This window comes from Enterococcus sp. AZ078, assembly GCF_051714985.1.
Lineage (GTDB): Bacteria > Bacillota > Bacilli > Lactobacillales > Enterococcaceae > Enterococcus_B > Enterococcus_B hirae.
Genome location: NZ_JBIOSW010000001.1, coordinates 1203864 through 1226316 on the forward strand (window position 1 = coordinate 1203864; position 22453 = coordinate 1226316).

Here is a 22453-nt window from a genome sequence, read left to right on the forward strand (position 1 = left end):
GTGTTTCTCAAATTTTTAGTCAATTTCGGCAAATTTTTTGATGTTGTTGCTCCTTAAACACCGTTTATTCGTTTTAGAGATACTAGAAGAGGAGGCTATTTTTGGCTTAGTCTCATTCTTTGCTATTTTCTAGTTCATATCTGAAACTAGAAAATAGATGGAGATAACGTACATTTTTCTAATAAAATGGAGTAACTGGCTTTCGATTCTAGTGAACTTTTATTAAAAAGATGCTGGCGTGCAGATGATTTTTACGATATTTCTACATTTTATCGCTTTCAAGTTTGCTATAATGATAGAAAACAGAAAAAAGTTTTCTATTGTGAAAGGAGCAACCTATGCCAACATTAGCTGATGTTGCTAAAAAAGCAAATGTATCCAAAATGACGGTGTCTCGTGTCATCAATCACCCGGAACAAGTAACGGATGAGTTAAAAGAATTAGTTTTTTCTGCGATGGCAGAATTAGATTATCGCCCCAATATTGCAGCAAAAGCACTCGTTTCTAATCGGTCACAAATCATCAAACTTTTCATCCTTGAAGAGATTGATACAACAGAACCGTATTATATGAATTTATTGATGGGAATTGCAAAATGTATTGGAAAAGCGCACTATTCTTTGCAGTTGGTAACCAATGATGCATTTGACGTAGGGTCTTGCGACGGCTACATCATTACAGGGGTGAGAGAAAAAGATTTTGACTGGATCGACCGATTGGAAAAACCAGTCGTCCTTTTTGGTGAAAATCGTTTTGGCTATGATTATGTAGATAGCGATAATCATTATGGCACAGCAAAGGCTTCACAATATGCTATGGAATGCGGTTACGAGACAATTATTTATATTGGGATTGACGAGGATGAGCCATTTGAGTTATCAAGAGAAGCAGGCTACCTTTCAGTTATGGAAACAGCCAACATGAAGCCGCAAATATTACGTTTCCCAAATCATTCGACAATGGCAGAGAAATATCTTGCCGATCATTGGTCAACTATTAAACCAAAGACTTGTTTTATTTGCAGCTCTGACCGACTAGCTTTAGGGATTGTAAGAGGTATTGCTAAAGAAAAGGGAAAAATTCCTGAAGATTTTGGAGTCATTGGCTTTGATGGTGTATTTTTAGACCAAATCAGTTCACCCAAATTAACTACGGTAAAACAAGATATCGTACGAATGGGTGAAGTTTGTGGTGAAATGTTGTTAAAAAAAATTACCGAAAAAGGAGAAAGTCAAGGATACCGTCGATTTTTCCCTGAATTGGTCATTCGAGAAACGACCAGATGACCGTCGAAAGAGGTTAAATTTAGTTATGGTTACTATGGAAAATGAAAAAATTATGCTATGATTGAGAAAAGTTCCATTTATGAGAAGGATGGTTTAAAATGAATGAAATTAGACGGAAACATTTTCGTTTTCCTGCCTATGATGACGAAATTGGCGTCAAACTAGCAAAAAACCAAAGGCGTGTTTTATTTGATGGACAGGATGATCTATTAACCGAAAACAATAATCAACCAATGTTTGAGCAAATGCAAGAATTTCACTTTGCTCAAGGCGATGCTAGAGAACAACGCAAACGTCGAAATTTGAGCAATTCAAAAAAATCAACAATTCCAAAAGAAAATTTAGTCAGACACAAAGAACAGCTTCCTGATTATCATACGCATCAAGCAAGTAATCGCCCATTGACTAATCAGCGGACGAGAAAAGCGGCTGATTCAATGAATAGTCAGAAGAGTCAAGAGCAGCACACAAGTACCAAAGCCTATACATCGAACCAACAAAAAAATGGTCGTGGGCGTTCTTACTTTGTACCTAAGTATGTGCCAGCATCAATTATTCCTGATCCAAAAGTATCTAGTATTTCTGACGCAGAACTAGTTGATTCAATGAAAAAAATGAAAGATTCATATTTGTTATTTGATAATGAACCGGTACCTTACCAAACAAAAAAAGCCGGCTCTCCTTCTGTACAACCTTTTAACAAAGCTGAGAAAGAACCACTCAGTGCGACATCAAAAAGAAAAGATAAAAATCATGGTGTTTTAGAAAGATCATTAAAAGGATTGATAGAAGAACAAGGGAATTCTTTGGGAGAAAATAGCTATTTTAAATAATGGAAAGCCTGGATAACTCCTTTCGTGGATTGATCCAGGTCTTTTTGTATAAAGAAAGAAGGAAAGGTTTCTATGAAAAAACAAATGAAGCAAATAGGGTTTTATGAGGGATTACCATTGACTGACAAAAATAGTTTTTTAGAAAAGTTGGCAGAAACTCCGGTTCCTAAAAAAAGGGAGTTATTGGTGGAGATTTCAGCGGTTTCAGTGAATCCAGTGGATGTAAAATTTAGAATGCAGACGCCAAAACAAGAGTCTTTTACTGTTTTGGGATTTGATGCGGTAGGGAGAATAGTTGCAAAAGGTCCCCAATCTGAAAATTTTGAGATAGGAGACCGTATTTATTATGCTGGTTCAGCAAAACAACCAGGTAGTAACCAAGAATATCAGTTGGTAGATGAACGAATTGTGGCAAAAGCACCAGAAAATCTCACAGACGAAGCTAGTGCAGCAATACCGTTAACTGCGATCACCGCCTATGAACTCTTATTTGAGAAATTTCAATTGATTCCTAAAGAATCAGCGAATAAAGGTAAAAAAATATTGGTCATCAACGGTGCTGGAGGTGTCGGTTCGATTCTCACACAATTAGCAAAATGGAGTGGGTTAGAGGTGGTTGCGACAGCCAGCCCCAAAAACTTTCAATGGTTAAAAGAAAATGGGGTCGATCATCCAATTGATTACCATCAAGAGTTAAAGCCTCAACTAGAAAAGGTTGGGATAAGCACCGTCGATGTCGTAGCAGTTTTACATGATATCCGTCCCTATCTAACTGAGCTGGCAGAAATGATTCAACCTATGGGGGAAATTGGGATGATCGTAGGACTTGATGGACCAATCGATATTGCAAGTTTTAAAAATTTATCTGTTTCATTTGAATGGGAGTATATGTTTACTAAAACGGATTATGGTCAACTAATCGAGACACAAGGGGAAATATTAAAACATTTGACAGCATTAGTAGAAGAAGAAAAAATCCATACTACTTTAGGAAAAGTATACAGAGAAGGCATCAGCAAAGAGACTTTAAAGCAGGCAACGAAAGAAGTAGAGACTGGAAAAGTACATGGTAAAGTAGTGATTACTGGAGGTTTTGCTAGTAACGAAATAGCGACTGAAAAGTAGAAATATACTTTTCAGTCGCTAACCAATCATTTAAGAATGTTATTCAAATTGTTCTGCAGAATCAAGAGTATCAAAAGGTTCTTTTGAAGGATTTGCAGAAAAAGGATTGAGAGAACCTTTTACTTCGAGATATTTCACTTTGTTTAACGTATAAGATAAGATGGAGCAACTGAGTAAGGTATAAACAAAATGTGTTACATCCAGATATAATAAAGAAACAACCAAGATACCAAATGTAATCAAGAATAGACTTTTACCGATCTTGATATGGAAATATTTTTCAAAGGCTTGGTAAATAATGTCTGTTCCGCCAGTGCTTCCACCAAAGCGAAAGACCAGACCACAACCGATACCAGATAATACACCAGTCATCAGGCTATTGAGTAAAAGATTGTGGACAGCAAAATGGACGTTTAGTCCTTCCCACAAATGTAAAAAGAAGACTAAGGCAAAGGTTCCGACAATCGTTCGCAAAAAAGCCTGCTTACCAAAAATGAATAATGAAACCAATAGCAATGGTAAATTGATAATAAGTGATGTAATGGAAGGAGCAAAACCGAATAAATTATTAAGTAAAAGGGCAATTCCTGTTACACCACCATCTGCTAATTTAGCAGGAATATTGATCCCGGTCACAGCTAAACCATAAAGTGCAGCGCCAAAACTGATACCAACCAGATCAATTAATAGATTTATTTTTTTCATTCTCAAACCTCTTTTCTTTTGAAAATTTTCAGCAACTTCTTTATTATACTTATTAGTTAAGAATCTTCAATAGATAATTTGAAAAATTTTTTCAACATTTAAAGGATGTCCAAGGAAAGGAGTAACTATGCGAGCAGCTGATCTATTAACACTCATCACAACTTCTCCAACGAAAAGAGAATATAAAGGCATCTATTGTGATCTTCATGATAATCTGCAGGCTTTGACGAGCATTCGAAGAAAAGGTGAGACTCAATGTGTGTTTTTATTTGAACCAAATAAACCCAATCTGCCGATGAAAGAGTTGCTTGTTTTCTTGATGAAAAATCGTGAAAAAGAAATCTTGTATCAAAAAGGTCAAGAATTTTACCCATTATACGGAGTGAAAGAAAGAGCAAACCAGCTAGTCATTTGAGAAAAAATAGGAATTTCGAGAAAAATTGAACGTTTATGACTCTAAAACGATCATTTATTACTTTTTTTTATCTTTGGACAAAACTTACAGTATAATAATTTATGAACAAGCCAGTAAAAATTATCTCCCCCACGAGGTTTCTGCTTTACTGGCTGTTTTTTTATATTCAAATAAATTAGACACATTTCTCGTTCAAATTCGTGAGATGTGTCTTTTTTTATATAAAAGAAATACATAGAGTTTGAAGAAATAAATTTCTTCTTTCTTTCCATTTTCTTTCCATTTATTGATTAAGGACTTTATTGCTAGTTTGAAGCATATTCAGAGAATTGCCGGGATGTTGGGTTTACAAATGATGAAGTACGCATCTTTTTTGTTCTTTTCAGACAACTTAGTTGGGGATTTTTTCGTCTATGTTTATACTTAAATTAGAATGGAAAGGAAGATCCTATGAATAATTTTTTTCAAACGCTTGTTGAGCGAAAAGGAGAATTGATCTCCGCAACATTTCAGCACTTATCAATTTCATTAATTGCCTTATTGATTGCGATTGTTATTGCAATCCCATTAGCTATTTGGGCAGTGAACCATAAAAAAATGGCAGAAGTATTGTTGCAGATAACCAGTGTTTTACAGACGATCCCATCTTTAGCTTTATTAGGATTGTTGATCCCCTTCGTTGGAATCGGAACAGTGCCAGCGTTGATTGCATTAGTGATCTATGCGTTATTACCAATTTTTCAAAATACGTATATCGGACTTAGTGAAATTGATCCATCCATTGAAGAAGCAGCAGTTGCTTTTGGTATGTCACGCATGAGACGGTTGATCAAAGTGGAATTGCCAATCGCATTACCAGTGATTATTTCAGGTATTCGAACAGCGCTCGTCTTGATCATTGGAACAGCGACGTTAGCAGCATTGATCGGTGCCGGTGGATTAGGAACGTTTATTTTATTAGGAATCGATCGCAATACGCCAGTTTTGACACTGATCGGTGCAATCAGTTCGGCTTTGTTAGCAATTATTTTCAGTAGTTTAATCAGACTTCTTCAACATTTGAAACCTCGATATACAGTTATCACTTTATTGCTTATCTTTTTGGGAATCGGTGGAATATCCTTGTATCAAAGTGGACTGTTTAAAGAAGATAAGGTAACGATTGCTGGGAAATTAGGCTCAGAACCAGATATTTTGATTCAAATGTATAAAGAATTAATTGAAGATAATTCAGATGTTGAAGTTGAATTAAAACCGAACTTCGGCAAAACCAGTTTTCTTTTTAGTGCATTGGAGAATCAACAGATCGATATTTATCCGGAATTTACAGGAACTGTTTTAGAAAGCTTAGTTAAAGTACCTGATGACTTAAAAAATAAAGAATTGAATGAAAAAGAAACCTATAATCAAGCGAATCGCTTATTAGGTGAACAATTTGAAATGACACTTCTTCAACCAATGGCGTATCAAAATACCTATGCTTTAGCGGTGAAGCGATCATTTGCCAAAGAAAATGGGCTAAAAACCATTTCTGATTTGGGAAAGATTGAAGATCAGATAAAAGCCGGTTTCACATTAGAATTTATTGATCGTTCGGATGGCTATAAAGGAATCCAAGAACTTTACAAGCTTAATTTTCCAAGTGTACAAAGTATGGAACCAAGTTTACGCTATCATGCCATCGATAACGGAGATGTCAATGTAGTAGATGCTTATTCGACGGATAGTGATCTAAAACAATATGACCTTGTCACCTTAGAAGATGATCAGGGATTATTTCCAGATTATCAAGGATCTCCTTTGATGACCAAAGCCTTTGCGAAGGAACATCCAGAAATCGTTGCAGCTCTAAACAAGCTCGCTGGCAAAGTAACAGAATCTCAAATGATTGAAATGAATTATCAAGTGAATGTAGAAAAACAACAACCTGCGGAAGTAGCGCATGCATTCTTGGAAAAAGAAGGACTACTGAAGGAGGGGAATAAATGAATAATCTGATAGAATTCAAGCAAGTCCAAAAGAAATTTGGCGAAAAATATGCAATTAAAGAACTAAACTTATCGATTGAACAAGGGGAAATCTTTGTTTTGGTGGGTCCCTCTGGTAGCGGGAAGACGACCTCGCTTAAAATGATCAATGGTCTATCTCAGCCGAGCGCAGGGGAGATATTCTTCAAGGGTAAATCGTTAAAAGACTATGATTTACAAAAAATGCGGTGGAAAATGGGCTATGTTTTACAACAAATTGCGTTGTTTCCAACTATGACTGTCCAACAAAATATCGAAGTTATTCCAGAAATGCTAGGATGGGAAAGAAGAAAGAGGGAAAAAATAGCTGACCAATTACTTGAGAAAGTCGGACTTGATCCTACAATCTATCGAAATAGAATGCCACAGGAATTATCCGGTGGAGAGCAACAACGGATCGGTATCGTCCGTGCTTTGGCAGCTAGCCCAGAAGTTATTTTGATGGACGAACCATTTAGTGCTTTAGATCCTTTGTCTCGAGCTTCTTTACAAGACCTTGTACTTTCCTTACATCAAGAATTAGGCACAACGATCGTCTTTGTAACTCATAATATGGATGAAGCCATAAAATTAGGAGATCGGATCGCTGTCATGAAAGAGGGCGAATTAATTCAATGTGACCAACCCGACCAGTTGTTGACTCAGCCTAAAAATGAATTTGTACGGAGCTTTTTTGATGAAACGATTCAACAAAAACAACAAACAGTAAAAGAGCTGATCGTAGCTGACGATTACAGCAAAGGACTTCATCAAGCGGATTTTCCAGATGTTTACTTAAGTACACCGCTGACTGAAGTATTCGAATTATTGATCCAACATGAAGCAGTAAATATTCGAGAAAATGAGGAAAATCTAGGGGAGATTACAAGAAAAGATATCTTCACTTATTTATCTAGAAAGGAAAGGGAAAATGAAAGAATATGATGAAGTTGTGATTGGTTCTGGCGTAGCTGGTATGAGCGTGGCTTATGGGTTAAAAAAAGCAGGGAAGAACGTCTTGATCATCGAAGAAAATCTTTGGGGTGGTACTTGTCCTAATCGAGGATGTGACCCTAAAAAAATTCTACTAAATAGTGTGGAAGCAAGAAAACGGATTGAACAGTTGTTGGGTAAAGGATTCAGCGAAGTACCAACTGTTGATTGGCAAGAACTACAAGCATTTAAGCGCAGTTTTACAGATCCAGTTTCAAAGAATCGTCAAAAAGAATTAGCAGCAGCTGACATTGATTATCTAGCTGGAACAGCACGCTTTATCAATGAAAATACGATCATGGTAGGAGAAGAAAAAATTTCAGCTGAACATTTCATTCTTGCTACTGGTCAACGACCATCGATTTTACCTATTGATGGGAATGAATTTTTACAAACAAGTACTGACTTTTTATCCTTAAGTGAATTGCCTCAGGACATTATTTTTATTGGTGCAGGCTATATTGCATTTGAATTAGCGATGATCGCTCATGCTTCAGGAAGCAATGTCACGATCGTTCACCATAATCAACGACCATTAAAAGCATTTGACGAACAATTGGTCAAACAATTAGTTAAACAAATGGAAGCAGCTGGGATTCGATTTGTTTTTGATTTTGAGTCACAGCGAATCATTCAAGAAGGAACGCACTATTCCTTGCAGTCAAACGATCAAGAACTACAAGCAGATGCGATTTTTTGTGCCACTGGAAGACAGCCAAATGTTGAGCGACTAGACCTGGAAAAGGCGAAGGTAGAAACAACGAAACATGGTGTTGTTGTTAATGACTATCTTCAAACGAGTAATCCAATGATTTTTGCTTGCGGGGATATCATCTCACGGACAGAGCCAAAATTAACGCCAGTTGCTACCTTTGAAGGAAATTATGTTGCAAACTATGTATTAGGAAATACTAAAGAAAAAATTAGTTACCCTTCCATCCCTACGATCGTTTTTACTAGTCCGAAATTGGCTCAGGTCGGGGTAACAAAAAAACAACTCACTGGACAAGAAGAAGTAGTAGAAATTGATATGACCAATTGGTTTACCTATCATCGTGTGAATGAACCACTTGCTAAATCCCAAATGATCTATGACAAAGCTGGGTATTTGATTGGTGCCAGTGTCCTTAGTGAACAGGCAGATGATTTAATCAATGATTTGAATTTATTGATCAGTCAACATACAAAAAAAGAAGAATTAGAGCAGTGGATCATGGGTTATCCAACGGTAGCGAGTGATTTATCCTATTTATTGAAATAAAAAATACAGTGTATTGATTATGTAAAAAAACGATTAAATATAAAAAATAAACGCTTAAATCTGTGGCTGAAAATGTCCTCGAATTTAGGCGTTTTTTCTATTGTAGTGAAAATGATAAAAAGATTATTTTAGTGAAAGGCTCTTTATGGAGTTCTCTAAAAGATCCGGTAGTAAATATTTTAATAATAGATATCTTGAGTGTTATTTTTATTAAAATATTACCTCGCAGAAAAGCACGAATCTTATAGGTTGATCACTACTTTTTTAATATTATTATACTTATATTTTAATGAAATGGTAGACATACTTATTTTCGTACATTAAAATTAATAATAGAGGAAAATAGAGAAAACAAAGCGTTTGTAAATTTTGAGGGATTAGGAGGGGAAAATGAAGCAATTACTAACGAAACAAAGTTTAAGACAGCTAGCACTCTTAGAGTTACTCTGGAGCAACGAATGGCTGACGATTGCAGAGATCGTCAAAAAAATAGGTGGGGTTGAAAAAACGATCCGAACAGACATCAAACAACTGAATGAAATAATTGAACCTTTAAAAATAGAGACTTCGGTAAAATATGGCGTTTTTTTAAGTAAAGACTTAGGTGTTTCAAAATCATATGTTTATTCGCTTTTTTTACAAAAAAGTGTCGAATGTCAAATGTTGGAAATGATATTCATCAATCCCATGATGAAAAGAGGGGAACTATGCGATCAACTCTTTATTTCAGAAACACAACTCAATCGATTACATAATAAAATGAATATTTTAATGAAAAAATACGAAATAAAAATCACAAATGATTTGAAATTGATCGGTCACGAAAAAAATATCCGTAAGCTTTTCTCTAGTTTGTTCTATGAAAAATACCTTTCACCCGATTTACTTTTTAAAACAGAAGAATTTCAACTGATTGATACAGTACTTGATATTTTTTATAAACAAAATAAAGAGAAGATGGTTATGGATGATCAACATCATTTTTTATTGAATAAAATGCGAATGAGATTATGGGTGGCTGCCTATCGTTGTAAATCTAGCTCATTCTTTAAACAAGAGGAAGATTATTTTAATTATTCTATGATTACTGGAGATCGAGAATTAAACAAAAGGTGGCAAGCTGTGTTTGATATCGAACTATCAGAAGAAGTTTTGTTTAACCTGTTTGAGTATTTTCATGCTCCATTCAAATTAAATGAAAGATGCTTACAACTAGGGACTAGTCAATCGATCTTACAAACAAGACTGGAAAATCTGATTTTGGAAGTTAGCTATGAATTTAAGATTAAATGCCAGAACAAAACAGCTCTACTTCAGGCCGTTATGTGGCGGATATTTCGTACGATCGGTCCAACGCATATTTTAAATAACGTTGAAGAAGATTTTGTCTGCGAATTAATGAATGATCGACAAGATATCGTTTTAAATTTGAAAGCTAAATTCAGTGAAATTTATGACGATCTAACCGTTCATTCTCTAGATAAAAAAAATATGATTTATCAATCCATTTATACTTTAGTTTCACAATGGTCTGAATTTCGTTCGGAAATACGTAAGCCAACGATTAAAATCCACGCTGCATTGCTATTAGATGCACCAGCCGGGCATTTAAAAATGCTAAAAGAAGAAATTGAATATCATTTTAGAAATACATATGAAGTTGATATTTTATTGCCAATAGCACAAAATTCTGTGAATCAGCTAAAACACTATGATTGTGTCCTAACCAATGGCTTTAATACTGGCGATCTAGGAGATGTGAAAATTATTGGCGTCCCTAATTATTTTGGAGAAGAATTTGTCAAAAAACTACATCATTTTTTGATCAACAAAAAGGAAGAATTACACGTTTTTAGAAAGAATATACTCATCTAAAAGCAAAACAAGTTGAATATACATATTGAGAAAGAGGCTGAACGATACAGTAACAATCATAGTAGTATTTCCGAATGAACATCCAAAGAGCAGTTATCGTTACATTAACTATAAAAAAAGTGAGCGTGCTATTTAGTGAAAACGATTCTGTTTGTTGCATAGATCTACCTAGTAAAGGGACCCGAGATGAATGATTGTCTTTGGTCTCCTATTTTTTTACTTTGCATCACGAACAACTCAATGGATCGGTGGAAAAAATAAAAGATTATGAAAGATATTTTACCAAGGGCTCGGTATATTAAGGTTATTTTTAAAGATTGGGATATGCTAAAAATAAAACAAGGAGTATTTATCTGTTAGGAGAGGAGAGATGTAATAGAAATGAGAGAAATATTAGACGGGCGTTTGAGACGCCAATTGAATATTTTAGAAATCCTTTGGAATACGGAATGGATTACGACTGCGGAATTAGCTGAAAAAATTGATAGTTCAGAAAAAACCATTCGAAATGATCTATCTCAAGTCAACGAAATGATTGAGCCTCTATCAATTGAAACTTCTTTTAGAGCAGGAATCATTTTAAAGAAAGATATCACAACGCCTAAGTCATTTATCTATTCAAAAATTCTTGAAAAGAGTCTAGAATACACATTACTGGAAACGATTTTCCTAGGAAAAGTTACTTCTAAAGAAGAGCTTAGTGATTTGCTTTATATTTCAGAAACTCAGGTATCAAGGGTAATTAATCGAATCAATCAAGAAATCCGGTTTTTCGATTTTCAAATTACCAATCAAATCAAAATTATCGGAAACGAAGGGAATATCAGAGACTTCTTTTCAGTATATTTTTCTGAGAAATATCATTTGCCCGAAAAATTGATACAAAAAGAAGAAAGAAATTTGATTTCAGAGATCATTGATATATTCATCAAAGAAAATACGATATGGGCAATTGTGAACAATGACCATCATTTATTTTTGGGAAATTTAAAATTTCAATTGTATGTCTGTTTTACACGATTGAAGCAAGGCTATCAATTAGAAGTTAACGAGATACCTTTTCATTTTACACATCTAATGAACGAAAAAAAACTAGTAGAAAAAATACATAATGTCTTTGGCATCAAAAGTGTAAAAGAAAATCTTCAGCAATTATTTTATGAATTCCATCAGCCAATTAATCCAATCGCTCGCTTTCATTCAGAAGGAGTTGAAATCGATTCGGTCTCAATAAAGAAACAGATCGGCTATGTGATTACTTTGCTGGAAGAACGTTTTGGATTACTTTGCGAGAATCGAGATAAGTTGATTCATGATATTTATTGGACGACCATGAGTTCGGTGCGACCTACTTATATTTTATACAATAAAAAAACGGATTTTTTTGAAAATACGTTGAAGGTAAGTCCTGAGTTAGTTACCTCATTAAGAGATGAATTTTTTGATATTTACTTTTCTCTTGGTAATCCATTTTTATCTTACTTAGATGAAATGATCCAGCAATCCATCTTCAAATTATTAACTTCTTGGTCTGAACTATGGGTACGCGTGAGAGAAAGTAAAGCAAGTATCAATGTAGCACTTTTATTGGATAGCTCTTACGATCATATGCGGATGCTCAAAGAGGAAATTCAATTTTATTTTAGACATAATATCAAAATTGAGATACTCGATCCTACTACTCAAATACAAAAGGGCTATTTACAAAAGTTCGATTGCCTTTTAACAGATGTATATTCGCCTGACCATTTCGGTATTCCAACGATTGGGATGTCTAGTTATTTTGATGAAGATATCATTAATAAATTAGTTGATTATTACCATATAAAAGTTAATTCCAGTATGGATAGTTAGTTTGCACTATGACTATAAATTTCGGAAAAGTTACCGCTTATCAACTGATATGGCTAAAAATTAAGTATTATTTTTTAGATGTTCTAAGCTAATCATCTTTTTGTTACATAACAATTACTAATGGAAAAGGTATTTACCAATCTATCGGTAAAACTTGGTTTTCATTCTATTTTATTTTTACGGATAATATTATTGTGGAGGTTGCGTCGTTAAAGTATTGGAGGTGAAGAGCGAAATAAAAAGAGTGATGTATTATTTGATAGGTGTTTTAATGGTTAGTCTTTTCATTACAACAAACTGTCATGCACAAACCACAAATGAACAAACGATTCAAGTTGAAGCAATAATAGGAGTATGGGATGCGGACGCAGATGCCAGTACAATTGATAACGTAAGTGACGCAGGAACCAAAGAAAAAGCAACTATAACGATCACACCATCTGATTCAGGTTCTTCAAAAAAAGTGAGACTTCCACAAACTGGTGAACAATTGAGCGTTTATATGATGTTACTTGGAACAATTGTATCCCTTTTCTCAACGGTTATGTTGATTGAGCTCAATCGAGAAAAAAACTATATCATGTAATTTTATTTTTATGGAAATGTTGTGAGACGTTTTCAGCGAGGAGAGAGACAGAATAATGAAGAAGTTGACAAATGTGTTACTAGTATCATCTATTTTATTAGGTGGATTTGGAATTGGAACAATGAATGCAAGTGCAGAAACAGTTAAAGATAATGAATTAGGCTGGATTCCTGGATTAAGTGACCCTGAGGATGACAGCGCAACTATTCAAGGAAAAGATAATGCACAAATTGGAGTGGATGGCTGGATTGGTCCATGGGATCCGGTCGGACCGGAAGATGTATCTTATGTTGACATCACTGTACCTACAAAAGTACGTTATGCAAATGCGGTAACAGATGATGGCCAGCCACTTCCTAATATCTTATCACCTATTTATACCGTAACAAATAATTCTAGTGCACGTAGAGTCAAGATTGAAATATCAAAATTTGAAGAAAAAAGTCAATCGGGTGTAAGACAAGATTTATACTTTACGCCAACAAATGAAGCGGGCGTACGTTTACAAAGTGTTGCGGGTCAATTTCTTAATAGCCCTACTTATTTAACAGAATTAGATAAATCTTCATCTAAAACGTTAAAATTCGAAGGAAAAATCGCTGAAGGATTTAAAGAAAATCAAGTGGTTAGACCAAGTTACGAAATAACGTTTAATTTCACTGCTTTAAAAGATACTGAATCATAAAAAAGCATGATTTGTTTCATTTATATCATATATTATTGGAATTCCCAGCAGAATAAACAGGGAATTTCGCACATAGTAACAATGACATGATTGTCTTAGAATACCATTTAGCAGGATTCCAAATAGTTGGAGTTCTGCTAATCATTGAAAGTATAAACTGTTGGAACGAAAGAAACTAGTTGATCAACAAAAAAACTTGTGGATTGTTTGAAAAAAAATAAAAGTAAATGCTTAACGAATGATTTTTTTATCCATCTGGTTGAGACGATTTGTTTTTGATTTTATCAGAAAGGGAGATTTTTAAATGGCACATAAAGCAAAACAAAGAAAAAAAAGCACATATATCCTGATAACCTTCTCTGTAGTACTTTTGATATTGGGGATCAGTGGATACTTCTATTTTAATCAATCTCCCCCTCAAGTCGTTACAGGATTGCCAGATTTTGATGAGAACATCACTCAGTTGAATAATGGCGAATTATTAAAAAAGATGCAGGAAGAAGTCGATAAAGACAATGTTCGGATTGTATTGAAGCATGAAATCGAATTAAATAAAGAGGGAAAAGCCCACGTGGATGTACGTAATGTGGGTGTCAACTCCTATAATATACAAGTAGAATACTATTTAGCATCTAATCAAAAAAAATTATATGTTTCAGGATTGATTCCACCCAACAATGGGATTGAATCGGTTGCTTTCAAGAATATGCCTTCCTCGGGTACGCATGGCATAAAGATATATTATAAAGTATATGATGAAAAAGAACTAATCAATACAACAACCATTGATGGAACACTCCGTATTGATTAACGAATCATAGCTAGCATAATAAAAAATAGTTATTTAGAGGCGGGCCAAAGCTTGCTTTATTATCTTAGTTCACTCGAAAATTCACGAAGTAGGTTTTGTTTTAACTGGTTTACTTGGGATCCTTTAAAGAGGGTCCTTTTTTATTTCACTAAAAGTACATAATTACCAAGAAATAGGAATTTTTCGGTTTGTTTTTTCGGATAGAATTAACTAAACTTTAGATGAAAACGTTGTTTATTTACTTGTTTGAAAGATTCACATAGTAAGAAGAAAGTAAGGAGGCAGAACTATTAAATCAATCAAATTAGAAAAAACGGATTATCGATTTTATGAATTAGAACAAGTCCAAAGACATAATCAAAGAGAAATAGTTGAATCAAGTATTGTACAACCAGATAAAACATCTTTAAATTATGATGTTTTAAATAAGAAATTTATTGACTATAAAAAGATCATTAGAAAATATTTGACCCATTTATCTTCAACAAAATCGATTCATTCTAATTGGACAATATTAATTGAATGGCGAATCATCTTTAAAGAATCGGCATTAAAAAAATTATCAGTAAGAGAAACAAAACTATTTTTTTTACAAATTGTTCAAACCTTTCAAAAACTATACGGTCTATCGAATATCATTTATGCACATGTTCATTTTGATGAAGAGAAACCACACTTACATATTGGCCTAATACCCATGAAAGAAGGACGTCTCAATTCTGCTTATATTATGTCCAAATATAAAAACTGTGAAATAGAAACAGAATTACTCAAAAAGTTAGAAGCAGTTCTTCAACAAAATAAGACATCCATCTATCGAAAAAAATCGACAAATGATCATATGAAAGAACAATTGAATGCTGAGTATCAGGAATACAAAGAACTGTATACTAAATTGCTTCACCACTCGTTGTTGCCTTCTGAGGTGGGGATGAAGAAACCAGGAAGAGAAACAGACAACTATTCAAATCATATGACAGACGAAAAGAGTAAAACAATAGACGAATTACATAAAGAAAACAATTATTTGAATTCATTAGTGAAACGATTGAAAGCAGAGAACAACTATTTATTGAACGTCATGAAAGAAACAAAAAATAATTTTGAGCAGTTAGACAAACACAACTGTTCAAAAAACACGATGAACGAACCACCATTTGCCAAACTGGAATTAGAAAATCGAAATTACCAAAAAAATTGACAGAAAGGATACTATTTCTGCCAATTTTTTTCATTTACGCTTTGCTTAGTAAAAAAAACGAAGATCCTAAAGAGGGACCTTCGCTTTTTAAACAAGCTATTTTATATTAGTACCAACCGTTTGCTTCCCAGAAAGATTTAGCCGCTTCCCATGAGCCGTAACGAGAAGATACGTATTGTTCAGCAACTCGTTCTTGGTTTGCTGCTGAATAGTCACCATTTAAGTAAGAAGAATCTAATTGGTAACGTCCGATGTAACGACCGTTTGTTGCTGTATAAGAACCGCTAGATTCTTTTTGAGCGATCCATTCTTTCGCTGAGCTGGTATTCGTTGTCGCTGGTGTTGCTTGTGCCGCTGTTTGCGTTGCCTGAGCAACTGGTTGAGCAGGTGCTGCTTGTTGAACTGGTTCTTGCTTCACTGGTTGTTCAGCCACTGTTTTTGTTTGAGCAGGCGCTTGGTAAGCTGTTTGTGTTGTTGCTGCTTGTTCGCCTGTTGGGATTGTTAATTGTTGACCTGAATAAATCAAGTTGATGTTTGAGATTGAATTTTTTTCTGCAATAGTTTGGATCAAGGAGTTATCACCAACGTATTTTTGAGAAATCGTTGATAGCGTATCACCTGATTGAACGGTATAAGCTTCGTCCGCATGTGCAGATGTTCCCATAAAGAATAGTGCGCCGGCAGTCAAAGTTGTTCCTAATAGTAATGTTTTAAGTGATTTCATGTAAAAGCTCCTTCGTAAATTTAAAAATAGTTTTGTTGTGACCAACGAGGAATACTTTACCATGGGGATATATTTCATAGGTAATAGCTTTATGACAAATCTACCTTTTTTGTAATATTTGAAGTAACATATGTAATCGAAAGCGATTTCTTTGTCGTAAAATCAAGCATAATGTCTCTGAAAAGAGTAGATGTCTAGTTATTAAGAAAAGGTTAATCTCACGTTTTTTTGTAGAAAAAATCTCTCTTTTGTCTCGAATAATGCTTACATGAATATAAATAAAAACAGTCATGAGCATACAAACTAACACTCATGACTGTTTTATTTATATTAGGAACAGAGGATAATTAAAAAATTATCGTTCTACTCTATTTGTAATAAGTGGAAAGAATTTCAAACAATAAATAGCACAAATTCCTACAATAATATAGATCGCTTTAGCTAGAATTGTCGTAGATCCACCTGCAATAGTAGCAACTAAATCAAATTCTAATAAACCAACCAATAACCAATTTAATCCACCAACGATCAACAATGTTAAAGCAATAATGTCTAAAGTTTTCATTTGTTATTTCTCCTCTCCATATTTGACATACTCTAATTATAAACTAATTTTTATATTAGTACTAAAATACTGCTTAAGCTTATAAAATAAGGTTATAAGCTGGTAATGTCATCTTTATTTATAAGAATACGAGTTTGATGATGAGAAAAAAATGAAATATATAGGTCAAGAAAGAGAAATGTCCAATGGAAAGCAAAAGGATTCAAGAACTGTAAACAAGCGTTACACTATTTAAAAGAATCGATTGAATAAGAGTTCAATTATGGTTCCTAATATTCATCGTTCTCATAATTCTTTTACAGTATAGGTCATAGGTTGTAAGTATAAAAAATGATCAAGATGGGCAAAATAGAAGGCATGCAGATAAAACAATACTGATTTCATTGCTTAATCGTAATAAGGAGAAATAATCAAAAAAGCTATCTTATGAAACATAAGAAGGAACTGTCCATGGTAATCATTAGCAGTAAATTAACAGGAAGAGTAAAATAGAAAGAAGAATTTATGCGTAAAATTATCAGAAGTCAGGTCGTTTAGTATAACGAACAGTAAGTTTATTAATAAGACGTGAATAAGAAAACAAAAAAACGTAGAGCACGGAATGCTCTACGACTAGTCATTGATGCAGACGATGGGATTTGAACCCACACGAGCGTACGCTCACAAGACCCTCAATCTTGCATGTCTGCCGTTCCATCACGTCTGCGTATAATAACAATAAATTAATGATAGCGAGTATTTCCGCAGATGTCAAGATGAAAAGGGAGAGAAAAAGTGGAAAAATATGATGGGGAGTTTTCTATCTTAGGAATGAGTGTTGGGCTAATTCTTGGTATTGTATTGAAAGATTTGTCTGCCGGAATTTTTTTGGGTGTTATTTGCGGAATTGCTATGGACTGGGGTGCGAATTTATTCAATGAATATCGACGGAAATGAGTTTGAAAACTAACTAAAATTTCTTATGGTTTTACTTAAAATTGTGGTAAATTTTAGAGGGATAGAGTATGATATTGAAAATAAGTAAAAAATAAAAAATCAGAAATTTCTGTTTATTTTGAAATGAGGGATTGGATAGCGTTATGAGAGAATTTGAAAAATCCAATAAACTAGAAGGCGTAAGCTACGACGTACGTGGACCTGTATTAGAAGAAGCCGAACGTATGCAAGAAGAAGGGATCAGTATTTTAAAGTTAAATACTGGAAATCCTGCCCCCTTTGGATTTGAAGCGCCAAATGAAGTGATACGTGATTTGATTATGAATGCACGAGATTCAGAAGGCTATTCTGATTCTAAAGGCATTTTTTCAGCAAGAAAAGCGATTGAACAATATTGTCAAATCAAAAAGTTCCCCAATGTGACGATCAACGACATTTATACAGGGAATGGAGTCAGCGAACTGATTACAATGTGTATGCAAGGTCTACTTGATAATGGGGATGAGGTTTTAGTTCCGATGCCTGATTATCCATTATGGACGGCTTCAGTATCACTGGCTGGTGGAAAACCTGTTCATTATATATGTGACGAACAAGCAGAATGGTATCCTGATATTGATGACATTAAATCAAAAATAACGAGTAGAACAAAAGCAATCGTGATCATCAACCCAAATAATCCAACTGGAGCATTGTATCCAAAAGAGATTTTAGAGCAAATCGTGGAGATTGCTCGTCAAAATCAATTGATTATTTATTCTGATGAAATTTATGATCGTTTAGTCATGGATGGCTTAGAACATATTCCAATCGCTACCTTGGCACCAGATTTATTTGTCGTGACGTTGAATGGATTATCTAAATCCCATCGTGTTGCAGGATTTCGTGTTGGCTGGATGGTGTTGAGTGGAGATAAATCACATGTTAAAGGCTATATTGAAGGATTGAACATGCTTTCTTCGATGCGTCTTTGTTCCAATGTATTGTCTCAGCAAATCATTCAGACGGCATTAGGTGGTTATCAAAGTGTGGATGAATTATTATTACCTGGTGGGCGTATTTATGAGCAACGAGAATTTATTTACAATGCCATTAATGACATTCCCGGCCTTTCTGCAGTAAAACCTAAAGCAGCGTTTTACATTTTTCCTAAGATTGATACGAAGCGTTTCAATATTTTAGATGACGAAAAGTTTGTTTTAGATTTCCTACATGAACATCATATCTTGCTGGTTCATGGTGGGGGATTTAATTGGCATCAACCGGATCATTTTAGAATCGTTTATTTACCAAAGATGGATGATCTGAAAACGACTGCTGTCAAAATGCGTGAATTTTTATCGACTTACCGACAAAAATAGCCTGTCATGGATGTTTTTACTCAAAAGAGCCGAACTCAAGTTTTGGCTCTTTTTGGTGTGAGAGATGAAATAATCACTAGCTAAATCAAAAATAAGGAAGGAAAAAAGTCGGACAAGTTTTTGATAGGACTTTTCTTGATGTTTCTTCTTCCGTAAAGTAAAATATTGGTATAATGCGAATACGCATATTTTGAAGGAGGATGCTTATGGAAACGTTGGTCGCTTCCTTTGGTACAATCATAAAAGAAATTCGAAAAGAACAGAAGATGACACAAAAAATGCTTTCGCAAGATATTTGTTCACAGAGTGTTTTAAGCAGAATTGAAAATAATGAAGAGCTACCAAATGTTGTTGTAATGGCACAAATTTGCCAACGTTTAGGCGTAACGATCGATCATGTCATGCGTTTATCTCATGGGAAAATTCGAGCGGTCTTAAAGAATTTTGAGTTAACAGACTTGTATTTTCAGCAACGAGATTATCGCAAGCTGGAACAAGTGTTAAAATCGCCAGAGGTTACAGAAAATTTGTACGAAGCTGCGGATTTTCAAAAATATTATTATTATTTAGGCGTCTGTGAATTTACATTACGAAAAAATATTACTCAAGCACTTAGTTATTTAAAAGAAGCGCTCTCCTATTCGACGTTAAAAGATCGAACACAAGTGACGGATGTTGAGATCCAGCTAGTCAGTTGCATTGGCAAAATCTATGGCGTAGCTGGCAAAACTGCGGAAGCTAGGTACTATTTAAGTCGTAGTATCCAACTCTTCCAAGAGACAATCCAAGATCGAACCAAAAGTGAGTTTACTCAAATTTTTTATAACTATGGAAGCTTTTTGTTGCACCAAGGAGAAATTGAACTATCTTTAGAACAAGTAAATCAAGGAATACGGTGGGCGCAAGATAAAAATAGTTATTATTACCTTAACGATTTATTTATTTTAAAGAGTTTGATTTATAAAAAGAAAGGTGAAATCAATAAAGCTCTCTTTTATGAAGAATTGGCACAATCAGTTAAAAAAATAGCAAAAAGTCTCTAAATGGTGTAGACCATTCTTGACTTATCTCCAAAATAAGAGTACCTTTAGGATAGAAAATCAAAGGAGAGAGAAGAATGAGAACTTTTATCTACGCAGACAAATTCTTTTTGTCATCCGGTGTCAAAAATGCAGGTTATCTTGAAATCACTGATGGTCTTTTTGGGGAGTATACCCAAAACACACCTGAAGGAGAAGTCAATATCATTGATCAAAGCGGAAAATGGATCGCTCCTGGTCTAGTTGATACGCATATTCATGGCTATATGAACCATGATGTGATGGATAATGATGCAGAAGGTGTGAAAGCAATGTCAGAAGGATTGCTTTCTTGTGGAGTAACATCGTTTTTACCAACTACTTTAACATCAAGTAAAGAACGTTTAAAAGATGTAGCTGAAACAATTGGAAAAATGTACCAAGAAGCTCCTGGAGCAAAAATTAAAGGAATCTATTTTGAAGGACCATTCTTTACGGAAGAACATAAAGGGGCGCAAAATCCAAGTTATTTTGGAGACCCTGATCTTGATACTTTCCATGAATGGCAAGAAGCTTCTGGCGGACTGATCAAAAAAATTGCCCTAGCCCCAGAACGAAAAGGCGTTGAAGAGTTTGTCAAACAAGTGACAGATGAAGGCGTGGTTGTTTCATTGGGTCATAGTAATGCGACGATCGATGAAGCACAAAAGGCAGTAGAAGCAGGTGCCAGTGTCTTTGTCCATGCGTATAATGGCATGCGTGGATTAAATCATCGTGAACCTGGAATGGTTGGTGCGCTACTATCGCTAGAACATGTTTTTTCAGAATTGATTTGTGATGGGCATCATGTTCATCCAAATGCTGCTCAAATTTTAATGGAAAAAGCAGGTCATGACCATGTGGCATTGATCACTGATTGCATGATGGCTGGTGGAATGCCTGATGGCAATTATAATTTAGGAGAATTTCCAGTGGTCGTGAAAGATGGAACTGCTCGCTTAGAATCAGGTAATTTAGCAGGAAGTATCTTGAAATTAAAAGAAGCAATCAAAAATGTAGTAGACTGGGGATTAGCTACACCTGAACAAGCTGTGATGATGGGAAGCTTAGTACCAGCAATCAGCTGCAAGATCGATGATACTTGTGGCAAGATCGCAAAAGGACGGGACGCTGATTTTATCGTATTGAATCCAGATATGACTTTAGAAGCAACATACCTAGATGGTGTAGAACGTTATCACGCTTAATAAAAAGACTGTTATTAAGTAAGCAAGAGCGAACCATCGCTGAAAGGCTGGTTTGAAGAGCTTTGACTTAATGGATCAGGTCATTTTGTTTGAACATCATTTGTAAATAAGCAAAAGCCGATGTGGCTGGGACAGAATCTTGTTCCATTCACACCGGCTTTTTTTTTAACTGATTTGGATGACTTTCACCCCAACATTGTTGATTTCAGCGATTACTTTTTCAGAACAAAACTGGTCAGTAATCAAATAATCAAAAACAGAAATATCTGCAATTTTAAATTTTGATGTTAAACCAATTTTGCGATGATCAGCAACTAGAATTTTACATTTAAACGTTTGACGAATCATCATTTCATTGATCGTTGATTCATTGAGAATTTTAGTTGTTACGCCATTATCGATCGACACACCACTGCAACCAATGATACAGACATCAGCATTCATTGAAGAAATGGTATTTAATGCGATATCACCCACTAATGCTTCTTTTGGAAAGCGCATCTCACCTCCAGTCAAGATATAATTGCAGTTTTCTTTATGAGGGGAGTAAGTGATTTTTACGTTATTTGTGACAATTGTCAGGTGATTGGCACGTACATATTCAACCACTTTAAGTGCAGTAGAACTAGAATTGATGAATACGGTATCATAATCATTGATGTATTTACAAGCTTCACGAGCGATTGATTGTTTTAGTCGTTCTGGTCCAGATTGATCAAAGTCTGTACGATTATCATAATTATAAGAACAGAACCCGTAATGACGAATGATCTCATTTTTTTCTTCTAATAAATTTAGGTCTCTGCGTATTGTACTAATAGAGACTTTTAAAGATTCAGCTAACTCATATGTTGTCATTTGCTCTTTTTGTTGTAATCGCTCCAAAATATCCTTTTGACGCTTCTCAATATTGACAATGGAATTTTTCATTATTTACCCTCCTATTTGTTGCCTATGTATATGAT

The 22453-nt window shown here is 34.7% G+C and carries 21 protein-coding genes and 1 tRNA gene; 17 read left to right on the forward strand and 5 right to left on the reverse strand.

Annotated elements, in window-relative coordinates; all coding sequences use genetic code 11:
* Nucleotides 1-338 precede the first annotated feature (338 nt).
* The 3 genes from IGJ18_RS05680 (at nucleotide 339) to IGJ18_RS05690 (ending at nucleotide 3244) form a co-directional block, all read left to right on the forward strand.
* Nucleotides 339-1286, forward strand: a complete 948-nt coding sequence (locus IGJ18_RS05680) for a LacI family DNA-binding transcriptional regulator (RefSeq protein ID WP_034700335.1) — start codon at nucleotides 339-341, stop codon at nucleotides 1284-1286.
* A 98-nt stretch (nucleotides 1287-1384) separates the two neighbouring features.
* Nucleotides 1385-2119: a hypothetical protein gene (locus tag IGJ18_RS05685; RefSeq protein WP_010737399.1), complete on the forward strand. Its 735-nt coding sequence runs from the start codon at nucleotides 1385-1387 to the stop codon at nucleotides 2117-2119.
* 72 nt (nucleotides 2120-2191) lie between these two features.
* Nucleotides 2192-3244, forward strand: a complete 1053-nt coding sequence (locus IGJ18_RS05690; protein WP_438843001.1) for a zinc-binding alcohol dehydrogenase family protein — start codon at nucleotides 2192-2194, stop codon at nucleotides 3242-3244.
* A 39-nt stretch (nucleotides 3245-3283) separates the two neighbouring features.
* Here the strand turns inward: IGJ18_RS05690 and IGJ18_RS05695 are convergent, their stop codons facing one another.
* Nucleotides 3284-3949 carry a YitT family protein gene (locus IGJ18_RS05695; protein WP_438843002.1) on the reverse strand — a complete coding sequence of 222 codons (666 nt, stop codon included), beginning with the start codon at nucleotides 3947-3949 and terminating at the stop codon, nucleotides 3284-3286.
* A 127-nt stretch (nucleotides 3950-4076) separates the two neighbouring features.
* Between IGJ18_RS05695 and IGJ18_RS05700 the strand changes: the two genes are divergently transcribed.
* The 10 genes from IGJ18_RS05700 (at nucleotide 4077) to IGJ18_RS05745 (ending at nucleotide 15636) form a co-directional block, all read left to right on the forward strand.
* Nucleotides 4077-4364: a hypothetical protein gene (locus IGJ18_RS05700; protein ID WP_010719429.1), complete on the forward strand. Its 288-nt coding sequence runs from the start codon at nucleotides 4077-4079 to the stop codon at nucleotides 4362-4364.
* 450 nt (nucleotides 4365-4814) lie between these two features.
* Nucleotides 4815-6353: an ABC transporter permease/substrate-binding protein gene (locus IGJ18_RS05705; protein WP_438843003.1), complete on the forward strand. Its 1539-nt coding sequence runs from the start codon at nucleotides 4815-4817 to the stop codon at nucleotides 6351-6353.
* Nucleotides 6350-7315, forward strand: a complete 966-nt coding sequence (locus IGJ18_RS05710; protein ID WP_088775651.1) for an ABC transporter ATP-binding protein — start codon at nucleotides 6350-6352, stop codon at nucleotides 7313-7315. Before IGJ18_RS05705 ends, IGJ18_RS05710 begins: the two co-directional genes overlap by 4 nt.
* A complete protein-coding gene (locus tag IGJ18_RS05715; RefSeq protein ID WP_034700340.1) occupies nucleotides 7302-8624 on the forward strand; it encodes a dihydrolipoyl dehydrogenase family protein in 1323 nt (440 codons plus the stop codon). The genes IGJ18_RS05710 and IGJ18_RS05715 overlap by 14 nt, the downstream gene beginning before the upstream one ends.
* Nucleotides 8625-9014: 390 nt before the next feature.
* A complete protein-coding gene (locus tag IGJ18_RS05720) occupies nucleotides 9015-10499 on the forward strand; it encodes a helix-turn-helix domain-containing protein (protein ID WP_438843004.1) in 1485 nt (494 codons plus the stop codon).
* Nucleotides 10500-10880: 381 nt separating this feature from the next.
* Nucleotides 10881-12353, forward strand: a complete 1473-nt coding sequence (locus IGJ18_RS05725) for a helix-turn-helix domain-containing protein (protein WP_438843005.1) — start codon at nucleotides 10881-10883, stop codon at nucleotides 12351-12353.
* 247 nt (nucleotides 12354-12600) lie between these two features.
* Nucleotides 12601-12939, forward strand: a complete 339-nt coding sequence (locus tag IGJ18_RS05730; protein WP_223603537.1) for an LPXTG cell wall anchor domain-containing protein — start codon at nucleotides 12601-12603, stop codon at nucleotides 12937-12939.
* A gap of 55 nt (nucleotides 12940-12994) precedes the next feature.
* The gene (locus IGJ18_RS05735; RefSeq protein ID WP_010737408.1) at nucleotides 12995-13624 is read left to right on the forward strand and encodes a hypothetical protein; all 630 of its coding nucleotides are present in this window, start codon (nucleotides 12995-12997) and stop codon (nucleotides 13622-13624) included.
* A gap of 304 nt (nucleotides 13625-13928) precedes the next feature.
* Nucleotides 13929-14435 carry a hypothetical protein gene (locus tag IGJ18_RS05740; RefSeq protein ID WP_010737409.1) on the forward strand — a complete coding sequence of 169 codons (507 nt, stop codon included), beginning with the start codon at nucleotides 13929-13931 and terminating at the stop codon, nucleotides 14433-14435.
* Between the two features lie 382 nt (nucleotides 14436-14817).
* Nucleotides 14818-15636 (forward strand): plasmid recombination protein, encoded by an 819-nt coding sequence (locus IGJ18_RS05745; protein WP_374220323.1) that lies wholly within the window; start codon nucleotides 14818-14820, stop codon nucleotides 15634-15636.
* 106 nt (nucleotides 15637-15742) lie between these two features.
* Here IGJ18_RS05745 and IGJ18_RS05750 read toward each other — a convergent pair whose 3' ends face one another.
* From IGJ18_RS05750 to IGJ18_RS05760, 3 genes are all read right to left on the reverse strand, one after another.
* Nucleotides 15743-16360 (reverse strand): LysM peptidoglycan-binding domain-containing protein, encoded by a 618-nt coding sequence (locus IGJ18_RS05750; RefSeq protein WP_010737411.1) that lies wholly within the window; start codon nucleotides 16358-16360, stop codon nucleotides 15743-15745.
* A 355-nt stretch (nucleotides 16361-16715) separates the two neighbouring features.
* Complete coding sequence (locus IGJ18_RS05755; protein ID WP_010719419.1) at nucleotides 16716-16925, reverse strand: DUF378 domain-containing protein; 210 nt, start codon at nucleotides 16923-16925, stop codon at nucleotides 16716-16718.
* A gap of 623 nt (nucleotides 16926-17548) precedes the next feature.
* Nucleotides 17549-17631, reverse strand: a tRNA-Leu gene (locus IGJ18_RS05760).
* Nucleotides 17632-17699: 68 nt separating this feature from the next.
* Here IGJ18_RS05760 and IGJ18_RS05765 point away from each other — a divergent pair.
* The 4 genes from IGJ18_RS05765 to nagA all read left to right on the forward strand — a co-directional run bounded on the left by IGJ18_RS05765 (nucleotide 17700) and on the right by nagA (nucleotide 21488).
* Nucleotides 17700-17861 carry a hypothetical protein gene (locus IGJ18_RS05765; protein WP_010719418.1) on the forward strand — a complete coding sequence of 54 codons (162 nt, stop codon included), beginning with the start codon at nucleotides 17700-17702 and terminating at the stop codon, nucleotides 17859-17861.
* Between the two features lie 143 nt (nucleotides 17862-18004).
* The gene (locus tag IGJ18_RS05770; RefSeq protein ID WP_010719417.1) at nucleotides 18005-19222 is read left to right on the forward strand and encodes a pyridoxal phosphate-dependent aminotransferase; all 1218 of its coding nucleotides are present in this window, start codon (nucleotides 18005-18007) and stop codon (nucleotides 19220-19222) included.
* Between the two features lie 206 nt (nucleotides 19223-19428).
* Nucleotides 19429-20265, forward strand: coding sequence for a helix-turn-helix domain-containing protein (locus IGJ18_RS05775; RefSeq protein ID WP_010719416.1), 837 nt, complete (start codon nucleotides 19429-19431; stop codon nucleotides 20263-20265).
* Nucleotides 20266-20339: 74 nt separating this feature from the next.
* Nucleotides 20340-21488, forward strand: a complete 1149-nt coding sequence (nagA, locus tag IGJ18_RS05780; RefSeq protein WP_010719415.1) for an N-acetylglucosamine-6-phosphate deacetylase — start codon at nucleotides 20340-20342, stop codon at nucleotides 21486-21488.
* A gap of 165 nt (nucleotides 21489-21653) precedes the next feature.
* Here nagA and IGJ18_RS05785 read toward each other — a convergent pair whose 3' ends face one another.
* Entirely contained in the window at nucleotides 21654-22418 is a 765-nt protein-coding gene (locus IGJ18_RS05785) for a DeoR/GlpR family DNA-binding transcription regulator (RefSeq protein WP_088775693.1), read from the reverse strand.
* Between the last annotated feature and the right edge of the window lie 35 nt (nucleotides 22419-22453).

What these genes read in the sequence shown, in the direction of transcription:
- IGJ18_RS05680 (WP_034700335.1), top strand. Translation starts at nt 339, where the DNA reads ATGCCAACATTAGCTGATGTTGCTAAAAAAGCAAATGTATCCAAAATG.
- IGJ18_RS05685 (WP_010737399.1), top strand. Translation starts at nt 1,385, where the DNA reads ATGAATGAAATTAGACGGAAACATTTTCGTTTTCCTGCCTATGATGAC.
- IGJ18_RS05690 (WP_438843001.1), top strand. Translation starts at nt 2,192, where the DNA reads ATGAAAAAACAAATGAAGCAAATAGGGTTTTATGAGGGATTACCATTG.
- IGJ18_RS05695 (WP_438843002.1), bottom strand. Translation starts at nt 3,949, where the DNA reads ATGAAAAAAATAAATCTATTAATTGATCTGGTTGGTATCAGTTTTGGC.
- IGJ18_RS05700 (WP_010719429.1), top strand. Translation starts at nt 4,077, where the DNA reads ATGCGAGCAGCTGATCTATTAACACTCATCACAACTTCTCCAACGAAA.
- IGJ18_RS05705 (WP_438843003.1), top strand. Translation starts at nt 4,815, where the DNA reads ATGAATAATTTTTTTCAAACGCTTGTTGAGCGAAAAGGAGAATTGATC.
- IGJ18_RS05710 (WP_088775651.1), top strand. Translation starts at nt 6,350, where the DNA reads ATGAATAATCTGATAGAATTCAAGCAAGTCCAAAAGAAATTTGGCGAA.
- IGJ18_RS05715 (WP_034700340.1), top strand. Translation starts at nt 7,302, where the DNA reads ATGAAAGAATATGATGAAGTTGTGATTGGTTCTGGCGTAGCTGGTATG.
- IGJ18_RS05720 (WP_438843004.1), top strand. Translation starts at nt 9,015, where the DNA reads ATGAAGCAATTACTAACGAAACAAAGTTTAAGACAGCTAGCACTCTTA.
- IGJ18_RS05725 (WP_438843005.1), top strand. Translation starts at nt 10,881, where the DNA reads ATGAGAGAAATATTAGACGGGCGTTTGAGACGCCAATTGAATATTTTA.
- IGJ18_RS05730 (WP_223603537.1), top strand. Translation starts at nt 12,601, where the DNA reads ATGTATTATTTGATAGGTGTTTTAATGGTTAGTCTTTTCATTACAACA.
- IGJ18_RS05735 (WP_010737408.1), top strand. Translation starts at nt 12,995, where the DNA reads ATGAAGAAGTTGACAAATGTGTTACTAGTATCATCTATTTTATTAGGT.
- IGJ18_RS05740 (WP_010737409.1), top strand. Translation starts at nt 13,929, where the DNA reads ATGGCACATAAAGCAAAACAAAGAAAAAAAAGCACATATATCCTGATA.
- IGJ18_RS05750 (WP_010737411.1), bottom strand. Translation starts at nt 16,360, where the DNA reads ATGAAATCACTTAAAACATTACTATTAGGAACAACTTTGACTGCCGGC.
- IGJ18_RS05755 (WP_010719419.1), bottom strand. Translation starts at nt 16,925, where the DNA reads ATGAAAACTTTAGACATTATTGCTTTAACATTGTTGATCGTTGGTGGA.
- IGJ18_RS05770 (WP_010719417.1), top strand. Translation starts at nt 18,005, where the DNA reads ATGAGAGAATTTGAAAAATCCAATAAACTAGAAGGCGTAAGCTACGAC.
- IGJ18_RS05775 (WP_010719416.1), top strand. Translation starts at nt 19,429, where the DNA reads ATGGAAACGTTGGTCGCTTCCTTTGGTACAATCATAAAAGAAATTCGA.
- nagA (WP_010719415.1), top strand. Translation starts at nt 20,340, where the DNA reads ATGAGAACTTTTATCTACGCAGACAAATTCTTTTTGTCATCCGGTGTC.
- IGJ18_RS05785 (WP_088775693.1), bottom strand. Translation starts at nt 22,418, where the DNA reads ATGAAAAATTCCATTGTCAATATTGAGAAGCGTCAAAAGGATATTTTG.